Consider the following 26,289-nt stretch of genomic DNA (forward strand, 5'->3'; position numbering starts at 1 on the left):
AAGCTATCATTACTAACGTTCCAGAATAGCGAGCCTCAATGGGCACACCCCGTCCAGAATGCCTCCCGGACGGGGTGAGGATGAAAATACGACTGATCATACATGAGAATACGACTGATAATTCCTTATCCAACGGGCAAAGCCACTATTTCCTGCAATACACTGACCGCCGTTTCCACATTCGGAATGTCTTTTATCAGCATCGAGCGCCTTCCGTTTTGCTCACGCAAATCACAACGGCGGGTGTATTTCATCATATAATCGATCACTTTGCCAAATGCCTGACTTTGATAGAACGGGCTCTCCGGGTTGGAAACGAAAAACAAGGTCATCCGGCCGGCCTTAAGAAAAACCTTCTCAGCACCCAACCGGGCAGCAAGCCGACGAAGCGGCACGATCCGCAACAGTTCTTCCGTCTCAGGGGGTACAGGCCCGAAACGGTCTTCAAGCCGCGAACGAAAAGCATCTACATCCCTATCCAATGTCAATCCGTCCAATTCGCGATACAAAAGCATGCGTTCACTGCTACCGGTAACATAAGTGGCAGGCAGCAGCAACTCCAGATCGCTCTCTACCTGGCACTCCTCCACAAACTGTTCGCCGCTCACTGCACCTTCTCCTTTTATCTCGTCGGCATACAGTTCGGCAAACTCATCCGTTTTCAATTCGTGCACAGCTTCGGAAAGGATTTTCTGATAAGTTTCATACCCTAAGTCGGCTATGAATCCGCTTTGCTCGGCTCCCAACATATTTCCTGCACCGCGAATATCGAGATCCTGCATGGCAATATGAATACCGCTACCCAAATCAGAAAAATTCTCAATAGCCTGCAAACGCCGTTTCCCCTCCGGGGTAAGTGACGACAACGGAGGAGCAAGCAGATAGCAAAATGCTTTCTTATTGCTACGCCCTACCCGCCCGCGCATCTGGTGAAGATCGCTTAAGCCGAAATTCTGTGCCTGATTGATAATAATCGTATTTGCATTGGGAATGTCGATACCGCTTTCTATAATAGTGGTAGCAAGCAATACATCATAATCATAATTTACAAATCCGAGGATAATCTGTTCCAATTCCGACGGTTCCATTTGTCCGTGCCCGATGGCAATACGGCAATCGGGAATATGGCGAAGAATCATTGCTTTCAGTTCCGGCAAGTTTGCAATACGGTTGTTGACGAAAAACACCTGTCCGTTGCGACTCATCTCAAAATTAATGGCATCGGCAATAATCTCTTCATTGAAAGTATGTAGCTCGGTTTGTATCGGATAACGATTGGGCGGTGGTGTGGAAATCACACTCAGATCTCGTGCACCCATTAATGAAAACTGAAGCGTACGCGGAATAGGAGTAGCAGTCATGGTCAGTGTATCTACATTTACTTTCAGTTGGCGCAACTTCTCTTTCACGGATACTCCGAACTTTTGTTCTTCATCGATAATCAGCAAACCGAGATCTTTGAAATGTACATCCTTTCCCAAGATGCGGTGTGTACCGATAAGAATACCGACCTCTCCGTCGCTAAGGCCTTTGAGTACTGCTTTGGCTTGTGCCGCCGTACGGGCACGACTCAGATATTCCACCCGGCAGGGAAGCCCTTTCAAGCGTTCACGGAAGGTCTGAAAATGCTGATACGCCAATACGGTTGTAGGCACCAGTACGGCCACCTGCTTATTGTCGGCCACCGCCTTAAATGCGGCACGAATAGCCACTTCCGTTTTTCCGAAACCTACATCTCCACAAACCAGACGGTCCATGGGGCGGTCACGTTCCATGTCTGCTTTTACTTCAGCCGTCGCTTTACTTTGGTCAGGGGTGTCCTCATAGATGAAAGACGCCTCCAGTTCCCGTTGTAAAAAGCTATCCGGACTATATGCAAATCCTTTTTCTTCACGACGTTGTGAGTAGAGTTTTATCAGATCACGGGCAATGTCTTTTATCTTGGTCTTGGTGCGTTCCTTCAACTTCTCCCAAGCACCGGTTCCCAATTTATTCAAACGGGGCGGTTCTCCCTCCTTTCCTTTATACTTCGATACCTTGTGCAACGAATGGATCGAAACAAAAACCACATCGTCATTCTGGTAAACCAATTTCATGACCTCCTGTGTGGTATCGCCATTAGGGATACGTACCAATCCGGAAAAACGCCCTACTCCGTGATCGGTATGCACCACATAATCACCGGGAGTAAACTGATTGAGTTCCTTTAATGAAAGAGCCACTTTACCCGAACGGGCCTTGTCGCTTTTCAGATTGTATTTATGAAAACGATCGAACAACTGATGATCCGTAAAAACGCAAAGCCGCAATTCATTATCTGCAAAACCTTCGTGAAGAGTACGTTCCACGGCTATAAAAGAAATTTTATCCCCCCTATCCTCAAAGATGGCACGGATACGATCGGTCTGTTTTGTACTGTCACTACAGATATACAATGAATATCCTTTTTCCTGATACTCTTGAAAAGAAGCGGCCGCCAAATCAAAGTTCTTATGGAAAATAGGTTGTGCCGTAACATCAAAAGACACCGTGGCATCGGCTGTACCGGTAGGTTTATTACCAAACTCCAGACGCCGGAAATCAAGCGCATGAACTGTAAATTCACTCCCGTCAATCAGTTTCCCTTCAAGTGTAATGCCCCCGTTTTCTTCGGCCTCCTGTACGGCAATCGCCTGTGGAGTCAACGTCTCATCATGCACGCTCTGTATACGTTCACGCAACCACAGGAAATCACGCATGGCAAGTACCGTATCCCTCGGAATGAAATCAAGAAAAGAGGTCGATGCCATCCCTGTCACCGCCAGATCGGGCACTATGACAATACTGTCTTTCTTTTCACGGGAAAGTTGCGAATCCACTTCAAACGTACGGATGCTCTCCACTTCATCTCCAAAAAAGTCAATACGATAGGGATACTCCGATGAGAAAGAAAAAACATCGATAATACTTCCGCGAACCGCGTATTGACCCGGCTCATAAACATAGTCAACATACTCGAAACCGTAACTATGCAACACATCGGTTACAAAAGTGGAATCAACACGTTCGCCAACACCGAGCTTAAGCGTCTTATCGCTCAACTCTTTCCGGGAAACGACTTTCTCTGCCAATGCATCGGGATAGGTAACCACACACAGCCCCTTCTCCCCTTTCTGCAAACGACTGAGAACCTCGGTACGAAGTATCTCATTTGCCGCATCTTTCTGTCCGTATTTGATAGCGCGACGGAAAGAAGAAGGAAAAAACAGTATCCGCTCCCCTCCCAATACTTGCGTAAGGTCATGATAGAAATATCCCGCTTCTTCAAGATCGCTCAAGATAAAAACAAACGGACAGGTCTCTTTCCGCACCAATACAGAAAAGAAAAGCGAAGCGGAAGATGCACACAATCCCCCACAAAAAATATGTTTTACGGAAACATCTTTCAGCAGCCGGTTCATGGCCGTCACATTGGGATGGACGGCATATTGTTGTTGCAGTTCAGTGATAGTCATTATTCCTGTTTTTTTTAACTCACCATCTAACGGATAAAGCATCGTTCTGTTTCTATAAAAAAACACAACGATGTAAGACTCTGCATCCTCTGTGGTGAAAATCCCCGCAAAAGTACTAAATTATCCTTAGTTTTAATATACTATTTTTTGTAAGTAACGGAAAAACGTTACATTTGTCGCAAATACAAATACGCTTATGCAAACACCATCGGACAGCATTGTTATCATCCCCACTTACAACGAGCGGGAAAATATAGAAAATATTATCCGCGCGGTATTCGGATTAGATAAAGTGTTTCATATACTCATCATTGAAGATGGTTCACCGGACGGTACGGCGGCTATCGTCAAAAAGTTGCAGGAAGAGTATCCGGACCGTTTGTTCATGGTGGAGCGTAAAGGTAAATTAGGATTAGGAACTGCATATATTGCGGGATTCAAATGGGCGCTGGCCCACAACTATCAATATATTTTTGAAATGGATGCCGATTTCAGTCACAATCCCCAGGATCTGCCCCGTTTGTACAAAGCCTGCGCTGAAGATGGAAGCGATGTAGCCATCGGTTCACGCTACGTAAGTGGAGTCAATGTAGTAAACTGGCCTATGGGACGTGTATTAATGTCATACTTCGCATCCAAATATGTCCGGTTCATCACCGGAATTCCGATACACGACACGACTGCCGGATTCAAATGCTATCGCCGCCGTGTTCTCGAAACCATCGATTTGGACAATATACAATTCAAGGGATATGCCTTTCAGATAGGAATGAAATTTACGGCCTACAAATGTGGATTTAAAATTACTGAAGTACCGGTTATCTTCATCAACAGAGAGTTAGGAACTTCAAAGATGAATGGCAGTATCTTCGGTGAAGCCGTATTCGGAGTCATCAAGTTGAAAATAGGCAGTTGGTTTCATAAATATCCGAAATGCAGCAATCCGTGATTAATACCCCCGAAAAAATGAAAAGAACTTTTATAAAAAATGCAATCATAGTAAACGAAGGACGGCAGGTAGCCGGTTCCGTAGTGATAGAAGGAGAAAAGATAGCAGAAATATGGGTGGGCGATGAAGGGCCTGTCGTACCTTGTGATGAAACAATTGATGCTACAGGATGTTATTTATTACCCGGAGTGATTGATGATCATGTACACTTCCGCGATCCCGGATTGACTCAAAAAGCCGATATTACAAGCGAAAGCCGGGCAGCTGCGGCAGGTGGAGTAACTTCGATTATGGATATGCCCAATACGAGTCCGCAAACAACCACCCTGGATGCACTGAATGCAAAGTTCGATTTAATGGCAGAGAAATGTTCCGTCAATTATTCCTGCTACTTCGGAGCTACCAATAATAATTATCCTTTATTGGAGCAATTGGACAAGCATCGCGTATGCGGTGTCAAGCTATTCATGGGATCGAGCACCGGTAATATGCTGGTCGATAAAATGACAAGCCTGCTGAACATATTCAACAGTACGGATTTATTAATAGCCACTCACTGTGAAGATCAAGGTATTATCAAAGAAAACACTGAAAAATATCTAACCAAATACGGAGCAGACGGTGATGTTCCTTTAAGATATCATCCGAATATCCGGTCGACAGAAGCCTGTTACCAGTCGTCAGAACTGGCAGTACGCCTGGCGCGGATAGCCGATGCGCGTCTACATATTCTGCATATATCGACTGCCAAAGAATTGCAGTTACTCGAGAATATTCCCCTCGTAGAGAAAAGGATTACAGCCGAGGCATGTGTTTCCCATCTTTTATTTACTTCGAGTGATTACCAAGAGTTGGGTACTCGTATCAAATGTAACCCGGCCATCAAGAAAAAAGAACGGAATGCCTTACGTGATGCCGTCAACTCCGGCCTGATCGACGTAATAGCCACCGATCATGCTCCGCATTTACTCAAAGACAAAGAAGGTGGTGCACTGAAAGCGGCATCAGGAATGCCTATGATACAATTTTCACTGGTCAGTATGCTCGGGTTGGTAGACGAAGGAGTATTCACCATCGAGAAGATAGTGGAAAAGATGTGCCATGCGCCCGCACAGATTTACGAAATACACAATCGAGGTTTTATCCGTACCGGTAATCAGGCCGATCTGGTACTCGTTCGTCCTAATACGGAATGGACGGTAACCAAAGATTGTATTTTCAGCAAATGCCAATGGAGCCCGTTGGAAGGACATTCTTTCCGATGGAAAGTCGAAAAGACATTTGTAAATGGACATCTGTTATACTCGGACGGTGCAATAGATGAAAACTATAGGGGACAGGAACTGAGAATCAGAAATTAGTGATTAGCAGATCACTTATCACTTACCACTAATCATTAATTTTTAATCGCTTGATTACCATTTTACATTATAAAGTCCATGAAGTCAGCTCCTATATCAACTGGATCTACTTCTTTCATGCGTGGGGATTCCAACCTCGCTTTGCTGCTATTGCCGATATACACGGATGCGATGTTTGTCGCGCATCCTGGTTGACATCTTTTCCGGAAGAAGAACGTCCGAAAGCATCAGAAGCGATGCAGCTTTTTAAGGAAGCCAATCGAATGTTAAATCTGCTGGACGAAGACTTCGAAGTAAAAACAATTTTCAAGCTATGCAAAGCTAATTCGAAGGGGGACAATCTCATATTAGACGGGGTTACGTTCCCTTTGCTCCGCCAGCAGATGAAGAAGCGCGAAGGAGGTCCGTTCCTTTGCCTCAGTGATTTTGTACGTCCGCTATCTTCCGGAATAACTGATACGGTAGGTGCTTTTGCCGCCACGATCGATGCGGATATGGAAGGGTTATACGAAAAAGATCCATACAAGCATCTTTTAGTACAGACTCTCTCCGACCGTCTTGCGGAAGCAGCTACGGAAAAGATGCACGAACATGTGCGTAAGGAAGCTTGGGGATATGCTAAAGACGAAAATCTGACTATTCCGGAACTACTTATAGAGAAATATCAAGGTATTCGTCCGGCTGTAGGTTATCCGTCTTTACCCGACCAATCGGTAAACTTCCTTTTAGACGAGCTCCTGAACATGAAGCAAATCGGCATAAAGCTAACAGAAAACGGAGCTATGTATCCGCATGCCTCCGTCTGTGGTTTAATGTTTGCACATCCTGCCTCTGAATATTTCTCAATTGGAAAAATCGGTGAAGATCAGCTACAGGATTATGCCCGTCGCAGAGGAAAAAGTGTAGAAGAAATGCGGAAATTCCTGGCGGTTAATTTACAGGATTGAGATTTTCTGAATTTCTTTTCCTATCCTTCAATGGAATCCCGAAAAATAAAGACTGCCCAATATCCAAATCCGGTAAGATCTTATTGTCCTGCTAACCTTCTCTACCTTTTGATTTTGAGTCTCCATTTCTAATAGAGCATTTTATTTCGGTTTGAAATACCCTGATATCGATTTTTTTTATTTATCACTATCTTCCACTCTTTAAATCCTCTATTTGTTTTCTATAACCCTCTATCGCTCGTTTGTGAGCCTCTATTTCTCTTTTCCCTGCACTTGTAGGATTACTATTGTAGCGTTTTTGAGCATGTTGCAAGTATTCAGTTTCATTCGCAATGTTTTTTTCTACTTGTCTGATACGATTTTGCACACCATCACTCAATCCGCCACTATTTGAAGAATTACTTGACCCGGTAGAGTTAGAAGTAGATGAGTTATGCCGTCCATCATCATTTGCAGTACTATGAGAATTCTTGCCAATATTTAGCGAAGAAGCGTTAATCGATTTTACCGCAGCTTGTTTCAACCCTTCGGAAATACCTGCAAGTATTGATTTTAGTAATTGGTTCCCAAAACTATTTTCTTTTAATTGTGCATGATATGTTTCCAGTAAATCTAAGTACACATCGCAATTATTTATATTTTCTTGATATACTTTGGTTCGCAAGGTATCTTGGCTCATTGCTGACTCAAGTATCGTCTTAGCATCATTTAGAAGGCTTTTTATCTCGTTATAGTTGTAATCTTTCAATTGGTTGGCCGAAGGGGCTTGAACATGATTTTGAAGTTGTATCACTTTTAATATAGCAATTGTTTTTAACGCAGAAGCTGAATATAACTTTGAATCAGCATCAGCTACACCCTCTGTAGCATAATATTTGATGCAGTCTTCATATTTTCTTTCAACGTAGAATTGTTCACCAGGATTTTTAGGAATAAATTTTTCATTCATTGTCTTGTTGTAAACATGAAATTTATCAGCAGGATGTAGTTTCACTTCAAATTCTCTTTTACCTGAGATTGTACGTATTTCCGAGTATTCAATCGGTACAATTGAATTTAAATCCTCCAAATAGATTGCTCCCATACGATTTTGATTATTAAAAGCAAATACATTATTGAAATTTCCGGAAGCTTTGTTTGCTATGATCATCAAAAACATTTCATCATTAAAAATTTCAATGCCATTCCAAGTCATAAAACGCATGTTTTTAGACTCATTATTTACAATTATTAATTTTAGAACGCCATCCAACTGTCTTGTGTATATTTCCTTTGTATTTATCAGCAGCCAACTACCCAAGTATGTGATTTGTCCTTGTATCCCACTCTTCAATATTTTACCGTCACAAGTACATATCAGTTTTTCATGCGTATCAGCTTTTTCTAAAATAAAATGATCCAGCATCATATGGTTATATAATTTAAATTCATCAGTTCCTCCTGACATAGAATTAAATGTATAATTGACATAACCATCTTTATAAATACCATTGATATAAATAATATCTTCATACTCACATTCAAATATAAAGTTCCCGTTTTTGCTAATAACTCCATAACATTTTTGATTTCCCTTTTTCTGAGAGACTAAATAATACCAGAATCCATTATCTCCCATTTCTATTTTTATAGAGCTTAACCCATACTTCACCTTAAGTTCTTTCATCGTCTGTTTGTTTTCACGTTTCAAGCTACTTAAGGACTGAGCGTAAATTGACGAACACCACATTCCCCAGAAAAGGAGTATTAAAAAGATTAATTTTGCTTGCATAATAACAATTAATTTTACAGATGTTTAATGATAATATTATTTAGTAAACTAAACACAATTTATTCATAAAACATCACATGTAGAAAACATTTTCATAAAATGACTCATATCGACTCATTTTATGAAAATGGATGTAAGATTTCATTTGAATTATAAATCAATATATTGAATATCAAGTATTTTACTAAAAAACCGAGCTATCAACAATTTCAACATAGCGTATTCTCTTTCGACTTAAATGAAAAGCCGTTTACACATGAAGATTTGAATTCTATTTATAATAAGTGTACGAAGTAGATGTTTCAGCAGAACCAACGCTATTCTGAACTTTACCTTTATAATAAATCTTCGATTTGGAACTTCCCATTACAAACGACTTAAAGAAAATATAATTTTTAGTGGCAGTAGCACTACCACCATAATATCGTGAACAAGTTTTTGTTTTAGTCATCGATGATTCAGAAGAACCATAATACAATGTAACGCTAACATTATCTTCATCGTCATTTGCTTTAACTTTAAAAATAATATTAAATTCTGTCATATCAGTAGTAGCAGCAACAGTGGAAATAGTTGGCTTTGATTTTTTAGAAGGGGTCGGAGATTCTGTATGCCCCCCCGATGAACCACCATCATTATCATAGCCATTATCATCATCATCCGTACTACAAGAAATACAACATCCAAAAACTAAATTTAACAATATCAATGAACAATATTTATATGCCCGTCTTCTACATATCAACTTTTTCATATTTTCTCCTGTTTTTTTAATTTCTCTACTCTATTACAGGCTTTTCGAATTCGCCTTAAAACAACATGTCAGCATCGTGTTATCAACTGTAAATTGAGTCATAAAAAACGTAATTAGCAAACAGCCTTTTCCTTTTTCTTATCCAACACGATCCAAGCGAGGATATCAAGACAAAAAAAGGAATTAACAGGGTAAAAAAAATCACAGTAAAATAATACAAAATCAATATAATAGTCAATTTTCTCTCAAGTGACAATTCTATTTAAGACTTTATGCTCACAACAAAGAGAGAGCACATTGATGCAAATGAAAAAGAGCAAAGGCCTTATTTTTCCATAGTATGAAAAATAAAGCCTTATGTCAACTCTAATCAAAGATAAAACATTACTTCATTTTAATAAATTTCTGCAAAATCCAATTCATATTTTTTTCCATCACCACATAATAGATTCCTCTTGAAAGTGGAGATACATCTATACTTTCTCCCGAAATCAACTGCTCCACTTGAACATATATCCGCCCGGAAGAATCAATAATCGAAATATGTTTCAGACGATCAAAATCGCCCCGAATATATAAACGGTCGGCTACAGGAGAAGATATAAAAATCACTTGTTGATCAAAGGATTGTATTCCGGTCGCAAACCCCTGAAGCGAAACCGTTACTTCATCATATGCATTAGACTGATCTACAGCAGTAGCACGAACAACAACTTCTCCATCTTTTTTCACTCCGTCAATGGCTTGAAGTACCCCGTTCTGGGTTATTGTCGCCAAATCATCAGCACTTTCTATGCTCCAAACTAAATCTTTGTCCGTAGCATTCTCCGGTAAAACAGATGCGGAAAAATGAAGAGTTTGCTGATTCGGGGTCAGCAAAAGTTGATCTTCTTCACAGGTTATTTTTACCGACGCCACTAAAATCGGTTTAACTATTACCTGACAAGTAGCAGTAAAATTACCATCAACAGTAGTAGCCGTGATTGTAGCCGTACCGGCTTTCATACCTATAACGACACCATTTTCATCGACAGTAGCAATGGCAGCATCACTACTACTCCAAATGACAGACTTATTACTTGCATCGATAGGATCGACATTGGCAATAAGTGTATATGTATCGGTAGTATTCAGCGTCACTGACGTTTTATCAAGACTGATTCCTGTCACAGGTTGTGTAGCAGTCAATTGAAACAAATGACTCAATGTACCATGTTGTTCACCATCAAATAATAATGATTCTGCCACCATTAACTCCCGACCCGTAGCTTGATTATAGCATTTAAAAGTTATATTATCACCTTGAGACTTCTTGCTATGCACCCGGAGTTCATAATACTTCTTGCCCTGTGATACAGTAGCTTTAGCGATTCCACAGCATTCATTTCCACAAAAAGCGGCAACTTCAAATGTTGCATAATCTTCCACATCCATACCATTAAATGTCAATGCCGCATGAACATTCATATCATACGCATATTCAGCCGGATCGAATGTCCAATGGGAAGCACTGCTGCCTGCACCCCAAACAAGAGGTACAAACAACAAACTAAAAAGTAATACATATATTTTTTGATCTTTCATACTCTTTTCCATTAAAAAAGTTCATCCTTTACTTACTACTTTGCACGATTCGATTTCACAAACTTCTGCCGAATGAGATCCGTATCCGTCTGAATTGTAATAAAGTAGATACCTTCCGTTAACGAAGTCACATCCAGTCCTACTCCCAACGGCAAGGTGTCAGTAGTCAGTAATACACTTCCTTTCATATCAATAATGCGTATTTCCTTCACATTCTGCAAATCAGTCCGGATAAACAGACGATCTTTCACCGGATTAGGATAGATCAACAAACTACTACCGTTTTTATCAAGACCGGTTGCCGACCCCAAATGGAGTATAAACGGATTAGTCAGACTCCCAACCACATTAGCGCCAAAACGGATTGTCTCTTTTATATCGAACTCCTCACCCGTCAGAGTGTTATAGGCACGGAACGTCACCTTTTCGTTCGTCTGCTCACCGTGCACAGTGACGAACTGATAACCATCCGCCTCTGACGACATGCCACGACACTCTTCACCGGTAAACGCACCAATCAGGAATTGACCGGCGGGCAATTCTTGCCCGCTACTGCTGTAAAGCCGGGAGATAACTCCCATATTATCGGCATATTTACGCTTGTCGTACTGCCATTTCGCAAAATAATAACTTTCTGATGCACGATAGGAAAGCATAGGAATAGCCATCTTGCTACTTCCCGTCGGATAATTAAAGGATTTCACCGAACCGGAATAATATAGATAGGCATTACCCGGAGCAAGAACAGAAAGACTGCCCTTCCAAGCTGCACCATCATAAGTGGCAAACTGATCCTGTGCCATCACAATGTCGCCCTCTTCGGCCATCAAATTGCATAATGCAGCATTGACGGACATTTCCATATTCGGAGTATACCCCATCCAATTCCAACCTTTATTCAGGGTTATAGTCACTTCATTCTCCGCGAAAGGAATCCCCTTCAATGAAAAATCAACATCCTCTTTTACGCGTACCTTATACCCCCTATCCGGTTTGAAAGCTGTCAGCGAACCGTATAGGCCGTATTGATCATCGTAAACCAAATCTTCCTCCCGTCCCAAGACAGAGACGACAGATTGCTTTATAGGTTCCAACAATGCGACGGGATTATTCAGATTCTCGTCTTTCACATTGATTGAGAACCAATTCCAACCGGTAGGAAGCTCATAAGAGACCGTTGTATCGACCGGTATTTTCGTAAAGACAGCTTCGATCTCCACATTCTTCTTTATGGTTAAGGAGAAAATTACATCCGTCGAAAGAATCTCGCCATCCACTCTCCAGCCATTGAATACATAACCGGTATTGGGTGACGCCGAAAGCTGAATATCCGTATTATACTCATATTTACCGACCCCTTTACCTAAAGAGACTGTCCCGGCCTGAATATCATAATCAATGGTAACATCATATAATTTAGCCTTGAATTCCGCTTTTATGGTTCTGTCTGCCACAATCTGATATTTATAGACCGGCTCTTCCGAAATCTTTTCACCATTTATTTTCCAACAAGCAAAGTCGTATCCTTCGTTTGCTTCGGCCTTCAGTTCCAAATTAGTACCAAATACATACTCTTGCTTTTTAGGAGTTACTACCCCTGCCCCTTCCGGAGTGACAACAACAGACAGGGCAACCTTTCCGCCTACGAACTGATTCCATGTGGCATTTTTACCGGAACTACCGCAAAAACCATCCAGATCCTCTATACCCGCCGTTTGAACGGTCAGTACATGATAACCATCGCGAGGGGGCAACAGGGATAAATCCAGTTTGTATTGGGTGTCGGACACGGGTTCTATAACGAGTTGAGACAGATCAACTTTAGTGTTCTGGCAGTACAATGACAGATCGTCCGCCGTAAAAGTCGCGGTATTTATAGGTTTATTGAATGTCACCAGGATTTCCGTCAAAGCGGAGTGTATGTCTCCCGTCGGTATCCCGCCAAATGACTCTACTTCCAGCACCAGATCGGGTTTGGGAGTGAATGTCAAGACGTAGGACTCCTGCGCGTTGGCCAGATAATCGGCAAAACGAAGATTATTTTCGTACAGTGGATCTTTACCGTCTCTCAACGTCCTGTCCGTTTGCCAGAAATTCTGCAAATCGATCACGGCGCCATCACTCATACGGGTCACGGAAGCCAGTTTCTGTCTGCCATTGGTAGGATCATGAATCGCTCCATATACCCAGCCTTTTGCCCCTGATAATGTCAGGGTATACTGATTATTGCCCATGCTGCTGCAGGAAGCCGACTCTGAAACAATGGTTACCCGGTCATCCACAGTACCGTCCGTCAGATAGACACAATCGGGCAGATCGTTCGCATCTTTTATATCGTTCACCATAAAAGCAGTCAATGAAGTATTAGGTACTTTCAAGCTCCTAATCAGTTCATGACAACCTTCTATCGACAACAGGTTGAAATCTTCGTTTCCATAACTCGATCCTTTCGTTATAGTGGTGTTGTACTCGGTGAAATGTCCCAATAAGGAAGAGGTGAAATACCACTGGGCATATGCCTGCTTACCGGCCTGTATCGAACCGAAGTCCAGATTGGCGAAATCAGCAGTGGCCGCTTGCCCGTTCATGCTGGAACCTATCATCTCAAAATGTATAGCCAGTCCCTTTTGGTTATCGACTATCTCCGGCTGTCCCGTAGCTATTTTCACACTATTCGCATCCCCATATCCGACGTTATTAATCAACAATGAAAACTCTGCCGGTATGCTCGGTTCTATTTCCGCCGTTTCCGGATCATCGCCAAATACATCACGTTCCACAAAATAAGAGAGCGACAAATCCGGACACGGTTTCACGGTCAACGTAACCGGATACAAATCCCGCGTCACAAACAGCCCGGTGAAAGGATCTTTATAAGTAATCGTTCCTCCGAAAGAGTACTCTTTCGGCTCTGTGGGGGCAGCATATTTGGAAGGTACAAACAGAATGGTAGCTGTTCCCGTCTGCTTTGCTTCCAACGTCCACGGACCTTTCAATTTTCCACCAAAATGGTCGATGCTTTCATTCGAAACGGCAAACTGCTGGGAAGTAGCCAACTTTCCTTCATTATCTCTCACTTCCAGATTCAACTGCAAGCTATCTATGGCTTGGGCTTCATGGCCGTTGAACATGGTCAACGTTCCTCTGAACGCCTGACGGGCAACCGTTATTGTCTGTTTGAAAGAGAGAGAAATGGTAGAGCAGACACCTTTGGACGGCTCTTTTTCATCAGTATCACCAAAATCGAATATTTTATTTTCATCAAAAACATCAACAACACATTGAGCTGTCAATCCTTTAAAAGAAGCCGTTAGCAACGAAGTTCCTATTTTCTCACCAATAATCGTTGCATCCTGATTATTTATATATCCAACTTCATCTTGAAGTGAAATAAATGGAGTGACCACTGTTACTTCACCATTACTCCATGTACAATGAGCTTTGAATGAACGTGTTTCTCCAATAGCAACATACGCGGTATCATATGGTAGCGACAGTTGCAACGGATATACACTTAAAGCTATATTTGTATCAACCAAAGTATTATCCATTACCAAATTCCCTTCCTCATCCGTTCCCATTACACAAATGGAAATTGATCCTTCATGAGTAGCAGGGATATCGCATGTTACAGAATTATTTGACGCCACGATAGATGAACCATCCGAAAAAGTACCAACGACTACCAAATGGTTTAAATTAAGCGAAGCGGTATTCACTTGAATAGACAACTTCCTCTTTTCCACATCAACTTTAGCATCTATTATTATATTCTTTTTAACAACAGACAACTTTGAATCTGCGGCAGCCATACTCAGCAATTTATTAGACGAAGACACAACGGGAAATCCATTCATACTGAACACGCCAGAATCATCAGCTTTATTCATTAATAATGAATGAATACGTTGATGGATAGTAGCGGCATTCGGAGAGTCACAGTGCCAGAAGCCATCCGTATTATCCGTATGGGGGCTATTCAAGCCTCCTTTTTGACTATCCAGAGAAACCACCATGTCACTCGATCCTAAAAAAGAAACAATCTTTAATGCTTGTCCTATTGCAGATAATCGAAACAAAGGATCAGTCATAAATATACCTTTATCCAAATCGCCGAGCGATTCATTTAATATAGTAGTAGTCAATGCATATACAGGAATATCTTTCATCCTCTGCATTACATTTTTATTATTCAAATAACTCTTCATCGCATCTGATCCTATCGCCAGATCTTTTATAGCATGGTCTCCTTTGAACCCCATCAAAATTCCTCTTAAAATTTCGGGAACATCACTAGGGATAACAACGGCCAAAGATCCCAAAGGACTGCCTGTATGAGGGGTATTCAATGTTATTACCTTGTGTACATTGGTGTTATCAACATATTGAACATGTAACCGCGACAAAATACCTCCCATACTATGGCCTACCAAATCTACCTTATCAATCATATAACCATTAAAGGCACACGCTCTTTTCAATATGGATATTCCCCTCTGTACAACCCTTTCGTTCACTCTGAAATAGGAACAATTAGTAGGTTCATAATCCGCTCTAAACAATTGGAAACTTTGATATTGTCCGGATTGCTCAAGATAACGTTGCAACTCCCAGAAACACATGGCATCTGAATTCAGGCCATGAACCATCAGCACAGGAACACGAATAATTTCAATATCCACACTCGCAGAACCGGAATTATATTCACTTGAATAATGCATGGTCGCTGTTATTTTATGTACGGCATTCATCTCTCCGTCCGGATAATTATCCGGCGCAACATATACAATATTCGTCCATGAATCGGTATTTTCCAAATGTCCAAGTTCTTCTGACAAAGACCAATGAACCTCATAACCACATTCATCTGACGGTATTTTCGAATTTACGACGTCCAACATAATTCTCACTTTGCTTTTCCCATCAGCAGCGACACCTTTTACTGGCTTACTGGAAGTATTACTTTTTTCTGCCGCCAATATATATTTCAAGATGGGCTCTTTCTCACAAGGCTGTTCTTCGGGTTGCTCATCCGCTCCGTCATCGCCATTATTTTTCTTTGAACAGATTTCTATCGAAACTTTGTTTCCCGATGAAGACGATCCATAAGAAGAGTTTCCGCCACCGCTTAATGACGGGAAACCACTGCCACTACCACCACCAGAACCACCGGAACCACCGGAACCACTTCCCGGTTTATTGCACAGCCCATTCGGTCCATAGAAATAATCGTAATAATCCGACGCCGTCTTATACTTTCCGGCACAATAATATTCCCAATACTTTTTCCATCTGAAGTCCAAGCATTTAGTGCCCCATCCGGCCCTCGCTTCCGCTGATTTAAATTTCGTGCGATAAGATACAATCCGGGACGGATCATCGACACCAGCACCGGAAGAGGTGTTCGTTATTCTGGAATGCGTAAAGACAACATCATCATATTCCACCTCTGCCGTTACACGTACGGGGACAATGATCGACTCCTGTGCCCGCAACTGAGCGATGGGATTTTCACACAACAGTTCAAACTTCAGTCCTTCTACCTCGGGAACATCGATTGTTACGTTCTGGGCTGTAATCAATCCCTTGTTAGTCAGAGTTAAATTGAAAATGTAGTTTTTACAGTAAATCTCGCTGGGATAGGTAGTCACAACTACCGGAACCGGAACATTGGTTTCGTATTTCACTACCGTCTCGACTTCATACTCATCCTGTACTTCCGTTTCGACCACATTCCAATCGTACGTAATAGCTTGGAATGTCAGATCCACATCTACTTTGGTCGTCTTACCGGGATCTACCAACAAATTGTTTGAATAACTGTCATGCTTTTCGGCCGTCACCGTTATTGCATAATACCCTTCGGGAATATCGCCCACCGTAAACAAACCATCGGTACCGGTAACTCCCTCATAAATAACCTGTCGAGACACCGGATGCATAATAACAACCTTCGCCCCTTCCACATGAGGAGCCTCATCGGTAAAGTAAGTGTATTCGTCTTTTACATCGACTACCAATGTTCCCTTAGTCTCCGACACCGGTTCGATGCTGTAAGACAATGGGATGCCGTTGCCATTGCGGCAATTGATTCCAATCGTACCTGTCACCGGAACATTCAATTGCATTTCATCGGTTGTGGCAAGCCGTAGAACGACCACTGCACTATCACCGCCGGCAATAGAAGGCATTTCAAGAGGAGTAACAGAGGTCATCCACTTTTGATCGGACGGTAATACCACAGAAACAACGCCTGTTTCTTCTTTACCGGTATTGGTCAGGATAACCGAATAATCACGGACAGTCCCTTTCGTCACCGTTGTATGAATGGATGATACATTTGCACGCAATACCGGTTTCTGTGATTTGCAATGATAGAAAACAGTAGTGGACAAAGAAGCACCTTCGGCTGTCGTTATCTTCAAAGGCATCCGTTCGTAATCGATAAGATTGGTCTGCTCGTTGCCGGTCACCGTATAAGCGATCTCTCCCATGCTATTGGCCGGTATGGACGACAGGACATCGAACTCTACCTGACATCCGTTCACCAATGAAACCAATTCCGCCTTGACATTTGTCAAAGGAACGTTGCACGGATTAAATACGGCAATCTTGTCGGTGTAAGGTTCATCGGTCGTTACGTTCCAAGTGATCCAGGAATCGGATGTACGCCGGATGCCATAAATATCAAACGAGGCCATTTCAGTTTTCAAACCTTCACCAGGATAACAAGCGCCAACCATAAAATGTCCCATCTGCCTGGAAGCCGGTTTGAAATTCAGCGTGTAATTTCCATCCGAATCCGCCTGTGCCTGCAGGACTTCCCGGGCTCCGTTACTGATGATATAAACCTCCAATTTTGCATTAGCGACATCTACACCGGACACTTTTCCGGTAATAACGATCTCTTCTCCTTGCTGATAAAATTCTTTTCCGACCGATGCCGTTACAGAGAACTTGGGATTCATGGTCAAAGGAAGCACATCTGAAACATTGTTTACAGACGTCAGTTCCTTAACCGAATGATCTTCATTGACAATTGCCACAATGCTGTATTTTCCGGTTACATCCAGCAATACGAAATTCCTCGAAATAAGTTCCTCTTCACCTACCATTAACGCCTTTTGCGTATATAGAGTGGTAAGGAAGGTCTTTTTAGAGGTACTGCTATATTTCTGGTCAGACGTCAGGTACACCATGACCTTCGTCTTTGCCGGCAATTCTACCGCACCTTTATTGATAACCTTCGCACTCACCGTAAGTGTATCACCGGCCAATGCTTCCTTCTTTGAAAGTGCCAAATAGCTGATTGCGGCATCAGGCAATGTCTGATCCGTTATCATCACCCAACAGATACCTTTCGTATATCCCTCCGAAGTGGCAATAATCGTGCTGGTCCGGTCGCCTTCGGAAACATCATTCGCCTTAGCATACACCTTGACATCGACAGAAGATACGCCTGCCGGTATAATAATCGTTTTGTCGAAAACCAAATCAGTTTCATTATCGCTTGTCAGAGTTACGGTTATATCAGCATTGTCCGTATTATTTCTGGTAACTTTCAACACGATGCCTTCGGCCACTCCCTCCAATATGGTAGGTTGTGAAGTGGTTAATGATAATGACGGCCCGTCATCATCAAGTATTTTAAAAGATTTCGTGACATGTCCGCCGCTTGTTGCCGTTGCGGAACAATTGCACGAAGGGAGATAAACCGATGCGGTGACAATCACCTCGCGATCGCCGTCCTTCAATGCATTATCGACCACTCCTATCGAAAATTCCTGTGAACTAACTCCCGCAGGAAAAACCAATGTTTCATAAGACAGGTATGCGTCCTGCGAACTGACCGTTAACTTCACCGTTATCTTACTTTCCAAGTTAGTGATGCGGGTCACCCGTCCGACGATGGCTGTACTTCCTGCCGACTCATTGACCTCTTCCGTAGAAAATGACAACTGTATCTGCGGAACATCATTGTCATTCAACAGGATGATACATTTTCCACTGTTGTATCCATCCGCCGATACTGTGAAATCGACATCGGCCGTTACATCCGGAATATTATCATCAACGGCCAACACTTCTACTGCCACACTCTTCTCACCCGCCGGAATCATTACCTGAGCCGGAAATTTAAAACGGCTTTTATGGCTGGTCGACAGATACACTGTCAATGGAGTATCCCTTTTACTCTCACGTTCAACAGTGAGTGTAAAGGTGTCTCCCTCCGTCAGTTCTGTTTTAGAGGGGATTAAAGTCAAAGCAGGCAGTTCGTCATCTATAATATGGACTTCGCCCGTTATGGTCTCGTATCCGTTTCCTTCAATGGTGATCGTTACAACCGAATCAACATTCAGCACCTCATTGTCTATCGCATGGATGTAGAAAGTGCCGCCAGATTGCCCTGCCGGTATAGTCACCGATTGTGGTACATTCAAACGCTCCGGCTTATCCGCACGAAGACTGAAAACCTGCTCATTCGCCCAAGTGCCACTCCGATACAATTTGCAACGAATCAAAGAGGTATTATTCTCTTTGATAGCTGCCGTGGGAAGCTCTACCCGTAGTTTTTTGGCAATCGTACACCCTGTTCCGGCATAAGCCGTATTATTACCTATGGCAGCAGCCAGTTCACCTAAATTGGTCCCGGGAATCAACTTGACTTTGGCTTTTACCATTCCATCGACTCCCGGCAAATCCGATAAGGTAAATTCTGCCTGTCGGTTCACAGTCCCGCCGTCTCCCAAGATAGATTCGTAATAGACCTTGCCTAAGTAAACCTCTTCGCCATTATCCGCCACCAAAGAAACCTGTTCGCTCCAACCGTCCCCCGTCTCCTTATCTCCTTCATTGGTTACCAACCAAGAGACCACAATCTTATCACCGGGAGCATAAGACGACTTATCGACCTTGACGGTAGAGACTGCTACATCCGGACGCGGATCAGCTATCATGATCAAGGCGCCGGCTTCGGACGATGTCCATACGTTACTGCCATCGCGGGCACTCAATATGGGGTTTTCTATCACAAAAGGATATTTGCCACCGACCTCCCAATTTTCCGGAACTTGCAACGAAAAGTTGATCAGGTTTCCGGAGTTTCCTCTTAAAGGTGTGTTTGTAAGAGAATAAACGACGAACAAATAATGGGTACTGCTCATCCTTCGCACAGACAGACTATGATCTGACTTGCGATCGGTCAGGCTCCAGGAGGAACCGGTGATGGTACTTCCCGATGGCAACTGCACGTCGAATTGCAGGGCGACAATCTCGCTGTCGTTACTTATTGCTACCGGAACGTTGATCGTTTTGCCCCGTCCGCACTCCATTTCCGGGATATATATTTTATTTGTCACCTGCTGTGCCACCATCGGCAAAGAGGAAAGCAACACTCCCCACAGCAGCATGAAAACCATTTTACGCTTCATAACTCATCTTATTTTGAAATGACTACTTTTTGACTCTTATATACCACGCTACCGTTTGTTTCCAACTGCACCCTCAGAAGATAAATTCCCGAAACTAAATTCGATACTACCTTCAAAGTTCCTGCGGAGGGAGATTCGAACGCTTTCTCATCGATCGGGCAACCGTCCATGCCGATTACATCGACCGTCATACGTTCTGTTTCAACCGGTAATGTGACAAAGACATCATTGCCCACTGTATAAATGGAAACTTCCCCGGAGACACCTGCATGGATACCTGTTGGAGAAACCGTTGACACAATGCGCTGCGCTTCTTTATCCGCCAAATCGACATAGGTAACAACCGGATCTTTTGACGAGAGTTCGGCAAGTACCGTGCGTCCTGCCGGCATCACCTCTCCTGAAGTGGAGAAGATAACCAGACGTACTCCCCCATCCTTGTTCTTCGTAGCCGACTGGAATTGGTTTACATTCAACAACATGCGCAATTGAGACTGCTGGCAATGGTTCAATACAATATCCACAGCAGCAACTTCAACATCACTATACATCACGAGCATTCCGTCTTCCACACAGACACGTGCGGAAGGCAGCATTTTCGAGCGGGACGATGCCATATAGTCCGCAGTAGAAAAAGTTACAGGAACAGCACCCTCCAACACAAGATTGACAATCAGGACCATATCCTGAACGGTGAGGTTAGAATCCTCATAGACATCCGCCGCCGCGTAAACAAACGGATACCGGCTATTACCCAAAATATAATTCAACGTTTCCTGCACATCCAATATGTCGATTGCCGAGTCCACATTGACATCTCCTTTCTCAAAGGTAACCATCCATGGAATGGTACTTCCGTAAGCATCGTTAGCATTCGATCTTAATAAAAAACGGCTACCGGACGGCGTCCGCCAATCAGACCAATTCATAGCGTATATACCGGAGTCGTATCGTAAAGACGCCGAAGCATACAGCCCGGACTCTTCAAAATACATATCCAGAGAAGAAACCGGCTTATAATTCTTGCCGGAATGAGAATAGGTGAAAATAGTAGGTAAATCGAAATGCTGTTTTACAGCCAACCGCATCGTTTGCACCTCTTCCACAGACACTTGCTGATAATAGATACTCAGACTCTTGATTGCATCCGATAAAGGCCGGGATAGCTCAGAAAAACGATTATTACTCAAATTTAATGTTTCCAAGCCGGGAAACGCATCTGCCAAAACAGAAATATCTCCCCTCAGCCGGTTAGCATTCAATATCAGGCTCGAGACAGTCGGTTCAACAGCATGCTTGGCAAGGGTATCAGCCAAGTCCTGCACATCCCAATCCAAAGAATTATTGCTCAAATCGAGTTGTTCCAAAGTGGAAAGAGACAATACGGAAGGAGGTATATGCCCTCTCACTCCCCTACCATTAAGATTAATCTCCGACACATGTGTATCGATAAAAGTAACTCCACGCCAATTATTACCGTCGATCATGTCGCTATCGATATTCCAAGGTTGATACCATCCAGCACCATTCATTTTATGATACATATCGCACAAGGCGGCATAATCCTCCGGCCCCATTTTCTTGGGTGCCAAAGTCACATTCAATCGGACACTAAATGTACTCAGTTCTTTTTCAATTCCATTGGGCAATGTTACTACTACATTATTAAACTGTATGGTATAATATCCGGGCTTCACTTCCGAAGAAACCGTCAAAGGAATATTCAGTATTGCTCCCGAAGTTCCTTGTATGTTCTGTTCACCGGAAATGACAAAGTGCCAAGAGTTCCCCTCTTCATTCTCTGTGATCTGCAATGTATGTGTATTGCAACGGTTACCTAACGTCACCTTTTCTTTATCGATCACAATGTTATTATCCGGTATGAGATCAAAGGCCAAGCCGGAGACATTTCCCGAATTAACCAGATAAACCGGAAAATCGACTGTGCCGCCCTGCTCTACAGAAGTAGAATACCCTTGAATATAATAATACTTTTCATCCGGCGTACTGGGTTCACCGGGATTGTAAGGATCGAACACGAATTTCGCTTTCAAGGCCACATCTTCCTTCCCCATCGTGAAATCCAAAGACGCATTGGTGGAGAGCTTCAACGTATCGGCGCCTTCTATACGATACCAATAAGCCAACTTATATCCATTATTTCCATATGCTCGTAAATACAGCTGTTCGCCTTCTGCAAATGTGCTGCCGCTACTCCAATTAAAACTGCCGGCCCCTACCGGATCGGACTCTAAAAAGAGCTGATGCCGGATAACCGGTTCGGGAGGATTGGGAGGACTATACACAAAGCGAGCCGTCAAAGTAACATCCGTACTCCCCATAAGATAATTAAAGCCGGGGGAAATAGAAATGACCTTACCGTCTTGTTCCCATGCTACAAAACGATAATCACCTTTGGAATAAGCATATAAATAATAAGATTCCCCTTCGGTTACCGCCATTTCCTTCTCACAATTGAAGTATCCGGCTTCTGCCGGTTCGGCCACCAGAGAGATACGCAAACTTCCTGCCGGTTCGGGAGGATTGGGAGGGTCGTATTGCCCCCAAGCAGTGAGGTTACTCAACAGTAACCCCACAAGGAGGATATATTTCAGTCGTTTCATAATGAATTATTTTATTAATAAACCACTGATTTACTGATAGAATTACCAGCTTTTATCACATAAACGCCTTTAGTCAGAGGAACAAATGTACCCGTTTCTTCAACCGGAAGCTCGGCTATCTTCACTCCGGCCACTGTATAAACCTCCACCTTCTCTCCAGCTTGCCCTTTAACAAGGATACCCCCGTCAGCAGACGTTACTTCACAAGCAACATCCGACCGTTCTTCTTTCACCGACGTCGGAGCTGCACCGAAACGTAGAACAAAACGATTGTCAAAGTTACCGGCTTCGGATGAAAAACGATAACCTTCGGCAGACAGCGCTACCGTACGATCGGTTACTGCATCGTACAGCCATGCATCGACATCGGCCTTATCCGCATAAAGAGTATATTCTCCGGCACTACCGGCATAATATCCCAACCGGACAGACCCACCTTCGATAAAAGGCCGTGCATTAATAGCATATTGCAAACGTGTATTATCCAGTGTGTAAAGTTGCGGCACTGCGGCCACTGGACTCATGAACTTAGCAGCATCCTCCTGCATATCATATCCCGCAGAAGCATTCGAAACAAATGCGATACGAGTTTTATCAGCATATGTGCCGTCGGTCAAACGCAAATTAATCAAACTGCGGGAACCGGAAACACTCCTCATTGAACGTGTAGTCCATTTTCCATCGACCAACGCCGCCTTAGCAAGACGCTGTTCCGGCATAAAATGAATCGTCTCCGTTCCTTGAGGAACCTGCACGAAGAAAGCTTCCATCGGTGCAAAGACATATTCATCCGCATCCAGTATGGAATAAGCGTCATAGGTCCATGAATCCTTGTTCCATACCGTAATGGGAGATTTAAAATCGATACCGTTCATATTATAATAGCAGGGATACGGATTACCGATCAAGTTCCAACCCTGATTGGAAGCGTAGTTTGAAATATTCTCACTAACAGGTATTTCTTTCGAAGCAGGAGTCAACATCTGCATTCCACTATCCGTATCTCCTCTTACAGTCAGGTACACCTCCATGCTCGCCTGGAAAATATAACCTTGTCCGGCATGTAGTATACCCTCCGTCACATCTTTCCAGCTTTGCCCAGTTCCATTCAAGGCACGTTCCGCACCGTCATAATATCGGAATACATAACCGATAGAACCCACTAAAGTGGTATCTATTTTTTCAACCGTGATAGCGGACATATCCACATCAAACGGGAAAGATAAGAAATACCAATTGCCAGCTCTACATGCATATTTTATTTCCATATCAGCGACCGTAACATCACAATTAGTCACAATGGCAGATGAAGCAAGCGGTCGCCCCTCGACAGGATATCCATGATAAGAATCATAGAACCATTCACGCAGGTTACTGTCGCCTTGCTGCATAACTAACGAATTCAGAGAGAAAGTACCACTGCCATCCAATGTCAAAGAACTTCCATATCCCAATGTTAAATCAGTAACCGGTTCAAGTAGACTTCTATCCACATGCAAAGAACCGTTAAGCGTCATTGATTCCTGTACTTCTTCCAGAGATTCCATATTTGGAAATTCTCTCCAATAAGTATGTTCGGCATAGTCGCGGACCGAAAATCCAGGTACTCTCAGATGACACATACCCTTATCCAAATCCCTAAAAGGATCATTGTAAATTTCCATATCTAACGGAGCCGGCATATGACAAGTAATCTGTTGCAACTGCCAACATCCGGCGAACGCATTATTGGATAAGTAATTTAAAGAAGACGGTAATTCTATTTCCTGCAAATTGGAACAGTATGCAAAAGCATCATCGAATATACATTTTAACCCTTCCGGCAGAACGACCGAGAGCAAATGGTCATTCCAACCAAATGAGCTATTAGAGATATAATCCAATCTGGCATGTTTCAAGTTCAGCGACTCCAGTTTCCACATGTCACTATTTATAAATCGAAGGTCTTCTTCATTCAATGGACCGGTTACCGTCAATTTTGTAATTTTATCAGATTCCATAGACGAAGCCCATACTTTTTCGTGCAGCGTTCCCGGCATATCCACCTCCACCTCTAAGGAAGTATCGGGTATGATTCTATCACCATATGTTTCCACATACGATTCTTGCAATATTTCCTTATCGTCTCTTCGCTCAAAAACAGTTTTCAACGGAAGTCCATTTTCGTCGTATGTACGATCGTATGTATATATACTCGAATAAATATAATCCCCATCAATCTCTTTCGATTCATATCTGATTATATCCCCTTTTTCATTGAATATTTTAGTTGTCGTAAATGTCCAATCATCCAAAACATTAGCATAGGTATACGAAAAACTGCCATTATCATCCACGTAAGTTTTCGTTTCAACAAGCATTGGAACTTCTAATTCCTGTTCTCCCACAATCACTTTTATCGTACGGGTATATCGATCTTTTTCAGCATCATATTCAGATACCACATGTCCTTTCATAAGGACAACCGTACCGTCTTCATCCGCTTCGCTACCTATTACTATATCAGCATTGAAAAGAGAAAAATCATCTCCGTCATTGTCAAAGAAATATTCGTCCCAGTCATCGGAGAAACATAAATAAGGATTCAATTTTTCCGTCTCATACATAGGCACGATGTTCGTAAGTGACAGGCTGTCTCCATAAGATACCAAATAAAATTCAGACGGAAAATCGTCTTTCCAACTGATTTTAACTTTAGCCCTATCATTACTGCCGTATGACTCGTAAATCCAAGTCAGGTATCCTTTTTCATTAAAAGTGGCCTCCTGAACGATGCGGCTATCAATTCCGGTACGAATGCCATTTTCATCCAAAATAGTAGTAAAAGACGAATTAGTTGAATATTCCACCCACTCTTTTCCATTCCATTGATAAGTAATCTCACTTAATTTCATCTTTCCCTGTACTCCACCATAACTACACATTTTCCTATAAACATCACCCTGTTCTTCCAACAATATATTTCCCAAAGAATCAAATTCTAAATAATAAAAATCTTTACGGGAAACCGTTCCATCACCATTATAATAGGTATATTCCCGATTCACTTTCGGCGGATAATATTTATTATTCGAAACACTTCTCGTCAAAAGACTTCCATACCTTCCCAAATTAGACTTTGTAAAGTCTTGGTTTACCCTTGACTTCACTATCTGTTCTCTACGATTAGTCTCATGGCGTTTCAACCAATCGCCAAATGCATTTTGAGCATTAAGTTCCACACCCAACAAAAACAACAAAATAGAAAAAAGTAGTCTTGCTTTCATATGTCTGAAAATTTAAAAATTTACAATAATATTAGCATAGGTAAAGATATACTGTTTTAAAATATTAGAAAAACGGTATTTTTATCAAAAGTGCCCAAACTGATAAAA

General features: G+C 42.5%; 10 protein-coding genes. 3 read left to right on the plus strand and 7 right to left on the minus strand.

The window, feature by feature from the left end; genetic code table 11:
- Nucleotides 1–125: 125 nt before the first annotated feature.
- On the minus strand, nt 126–3,494 hold the full coding sequence (gene mfd, locus HMPREF1532_RS01255) for a transcription-repair coupling factor (protein ID WP_025819161.1): 3,369 nt from the start codon (nt 3,492–3,494) through the stop codon (nt 126–128).
- Nucleotides 3,495–3,690: 196 nt separating this feature from the next.
- Between mfd and HMPREF1532_RS01260 the strand changes: the two genes are divergently transcribed.
- The 3 genes from HMPREF1532_RS01260 to HMPREF1532_RS01270 are packed head-to-tail and all read left to right on the plus strand — an operon-like array spanning nt 3,691 to nt 6,751.
- A complete protein-coding gene (locus HMPREF1532_RS01260) occupies nt 3,691–4,443 on the plus strand; it encodes a polyprenol monophosphomannose synthase (protein WP_005923747.1) in 753 nt (250 codons plus the stop codon).
- Nucleotides 4,444–4,460: 17 nt separating this feature from the next.
- The gene (locus HMPREF1532_RS01265) at nt 4,461–5,804 is read left to right on the plus strand and encodes a dihydroorotase (RefSeq protein WP_025819162.1); all 1,344 of its coding nucleotides are present in this window, start codon (nt 4,461–4,463) and stop codon (nt 5,802–5,804) included.
- Nucleotides 5,805–5,854: 50 nt separating this feature from the next.
- Entirely contained in the window at nt 5,855–6,751 is an 897-nt protein-coding gene (locus HMPREF1532_RS01270; RefSeq protein WP_005923752.1) for a vitamin B12 dependent-methionine synthase activation domain-containing protein, read from the plus strand.
- Between the two features lie 187 nt (nt 6,752–6,938).
- On the opposite strand, the gene HMPREF1532_RS01275 is transcribed toward HMPREF1532_RS01270, so the two are convergent.
- The 6 genes from HMPREF1532_RS01275 to HMPREF1532_RS01300 form a co-directional block, all read right to left on the minus strand.
- A complete protein-coding gene (locus HMPREF1532_RS01275) occupies nt 6,939–8,417 on the minus strand; it encodes a hypothetical protein (RefSeq protein WP_224202874.1) in 1,479 nt (492 codons plus the stop codon).
- A gap of 376 nt (nt 8,418–8,793) precedes the next feature.
- The gene (locus HMPREF1532_RS01280) at nt 8,794–9,276 is read right to left on the minus strand and encodes a hypothetical protein (protein WP_005923758.1); all 483 of its coding nucleotides are present in this window, start codon (nt 9,274–9,276) and stop codon (nt 8,794–8,796) included.
- A 384-nt stretch (nt 9,277–9,660) separates the two neighbouring features.
- The gene (locus HMPREF1532_RS01285) at nt 9,661–10,860 is read right to left on the minus strand and encodes an Ig-like domain-containing protein (RefSeq protein ID WP_005923760.1); all 1,200 of its coding nucleotides are present in this window, start codon (nt 10,858–10,860) and stop codon (nt 9,661–9,663) included.
- Nucleotides 10,861–10,895: 35 nt separating this feature from the next.
- The gene (locus HMPREF1532_RS01290; RefSeq protein WP_005923763.1) at nt 10,896–20,291 is read right to left on the minus strand and encodes an InlB B-repeat-containing protein; all 9,396 of its coding nucleotides are present in this window, start codon (nt 20,289–20,291) and stop codon (nt 10,896–10,898) included.
- A gap of 8 nt (nt 20,292–20,299) precedes the next feature.
- Nucleotides 20,300–22,915 (minus strand): InlB B-repeat-containing protein, encoded by a 2,616-nt coding sequence (locus tag HMPREF1532_RS01295; RefSeq protein ID WP_005923766.1) that lies wholly within the window; start codon nt 22,913–22,915, stop codon nt 20,300–20,302.
- Nucleotides 22,916–22,929: 14 nt separating this feature from the next.
- The gene (locus tag HMPREF1532_RS01300; RefSeq protein WP_005923769.1) at nt 22,930–26,181 is read right to left on the minus strand and encodes a leucine-rich repeat domain-containing protein; all 3,252 of its coding nucleotides are present in this window, start codon (nt 26,179–26,181) and stop codon (nt 22,930–22,932) included.
- Nucleotides 26,182–26,289: the final 108 nt, after the last annotated feature.

This window comes from Bacteroides salyersiae WAL 10018 = DSM 18765 = JCM 12988 (genome assembly GCF_000381365.1).
Taxonomy (GTDB): domain Bacteria; phylum Bacteroidota; class Bacteroidia; order Bacteroidales; family Bacteroidaceae; genus Bacteroides; species Bacteroides salyersiae.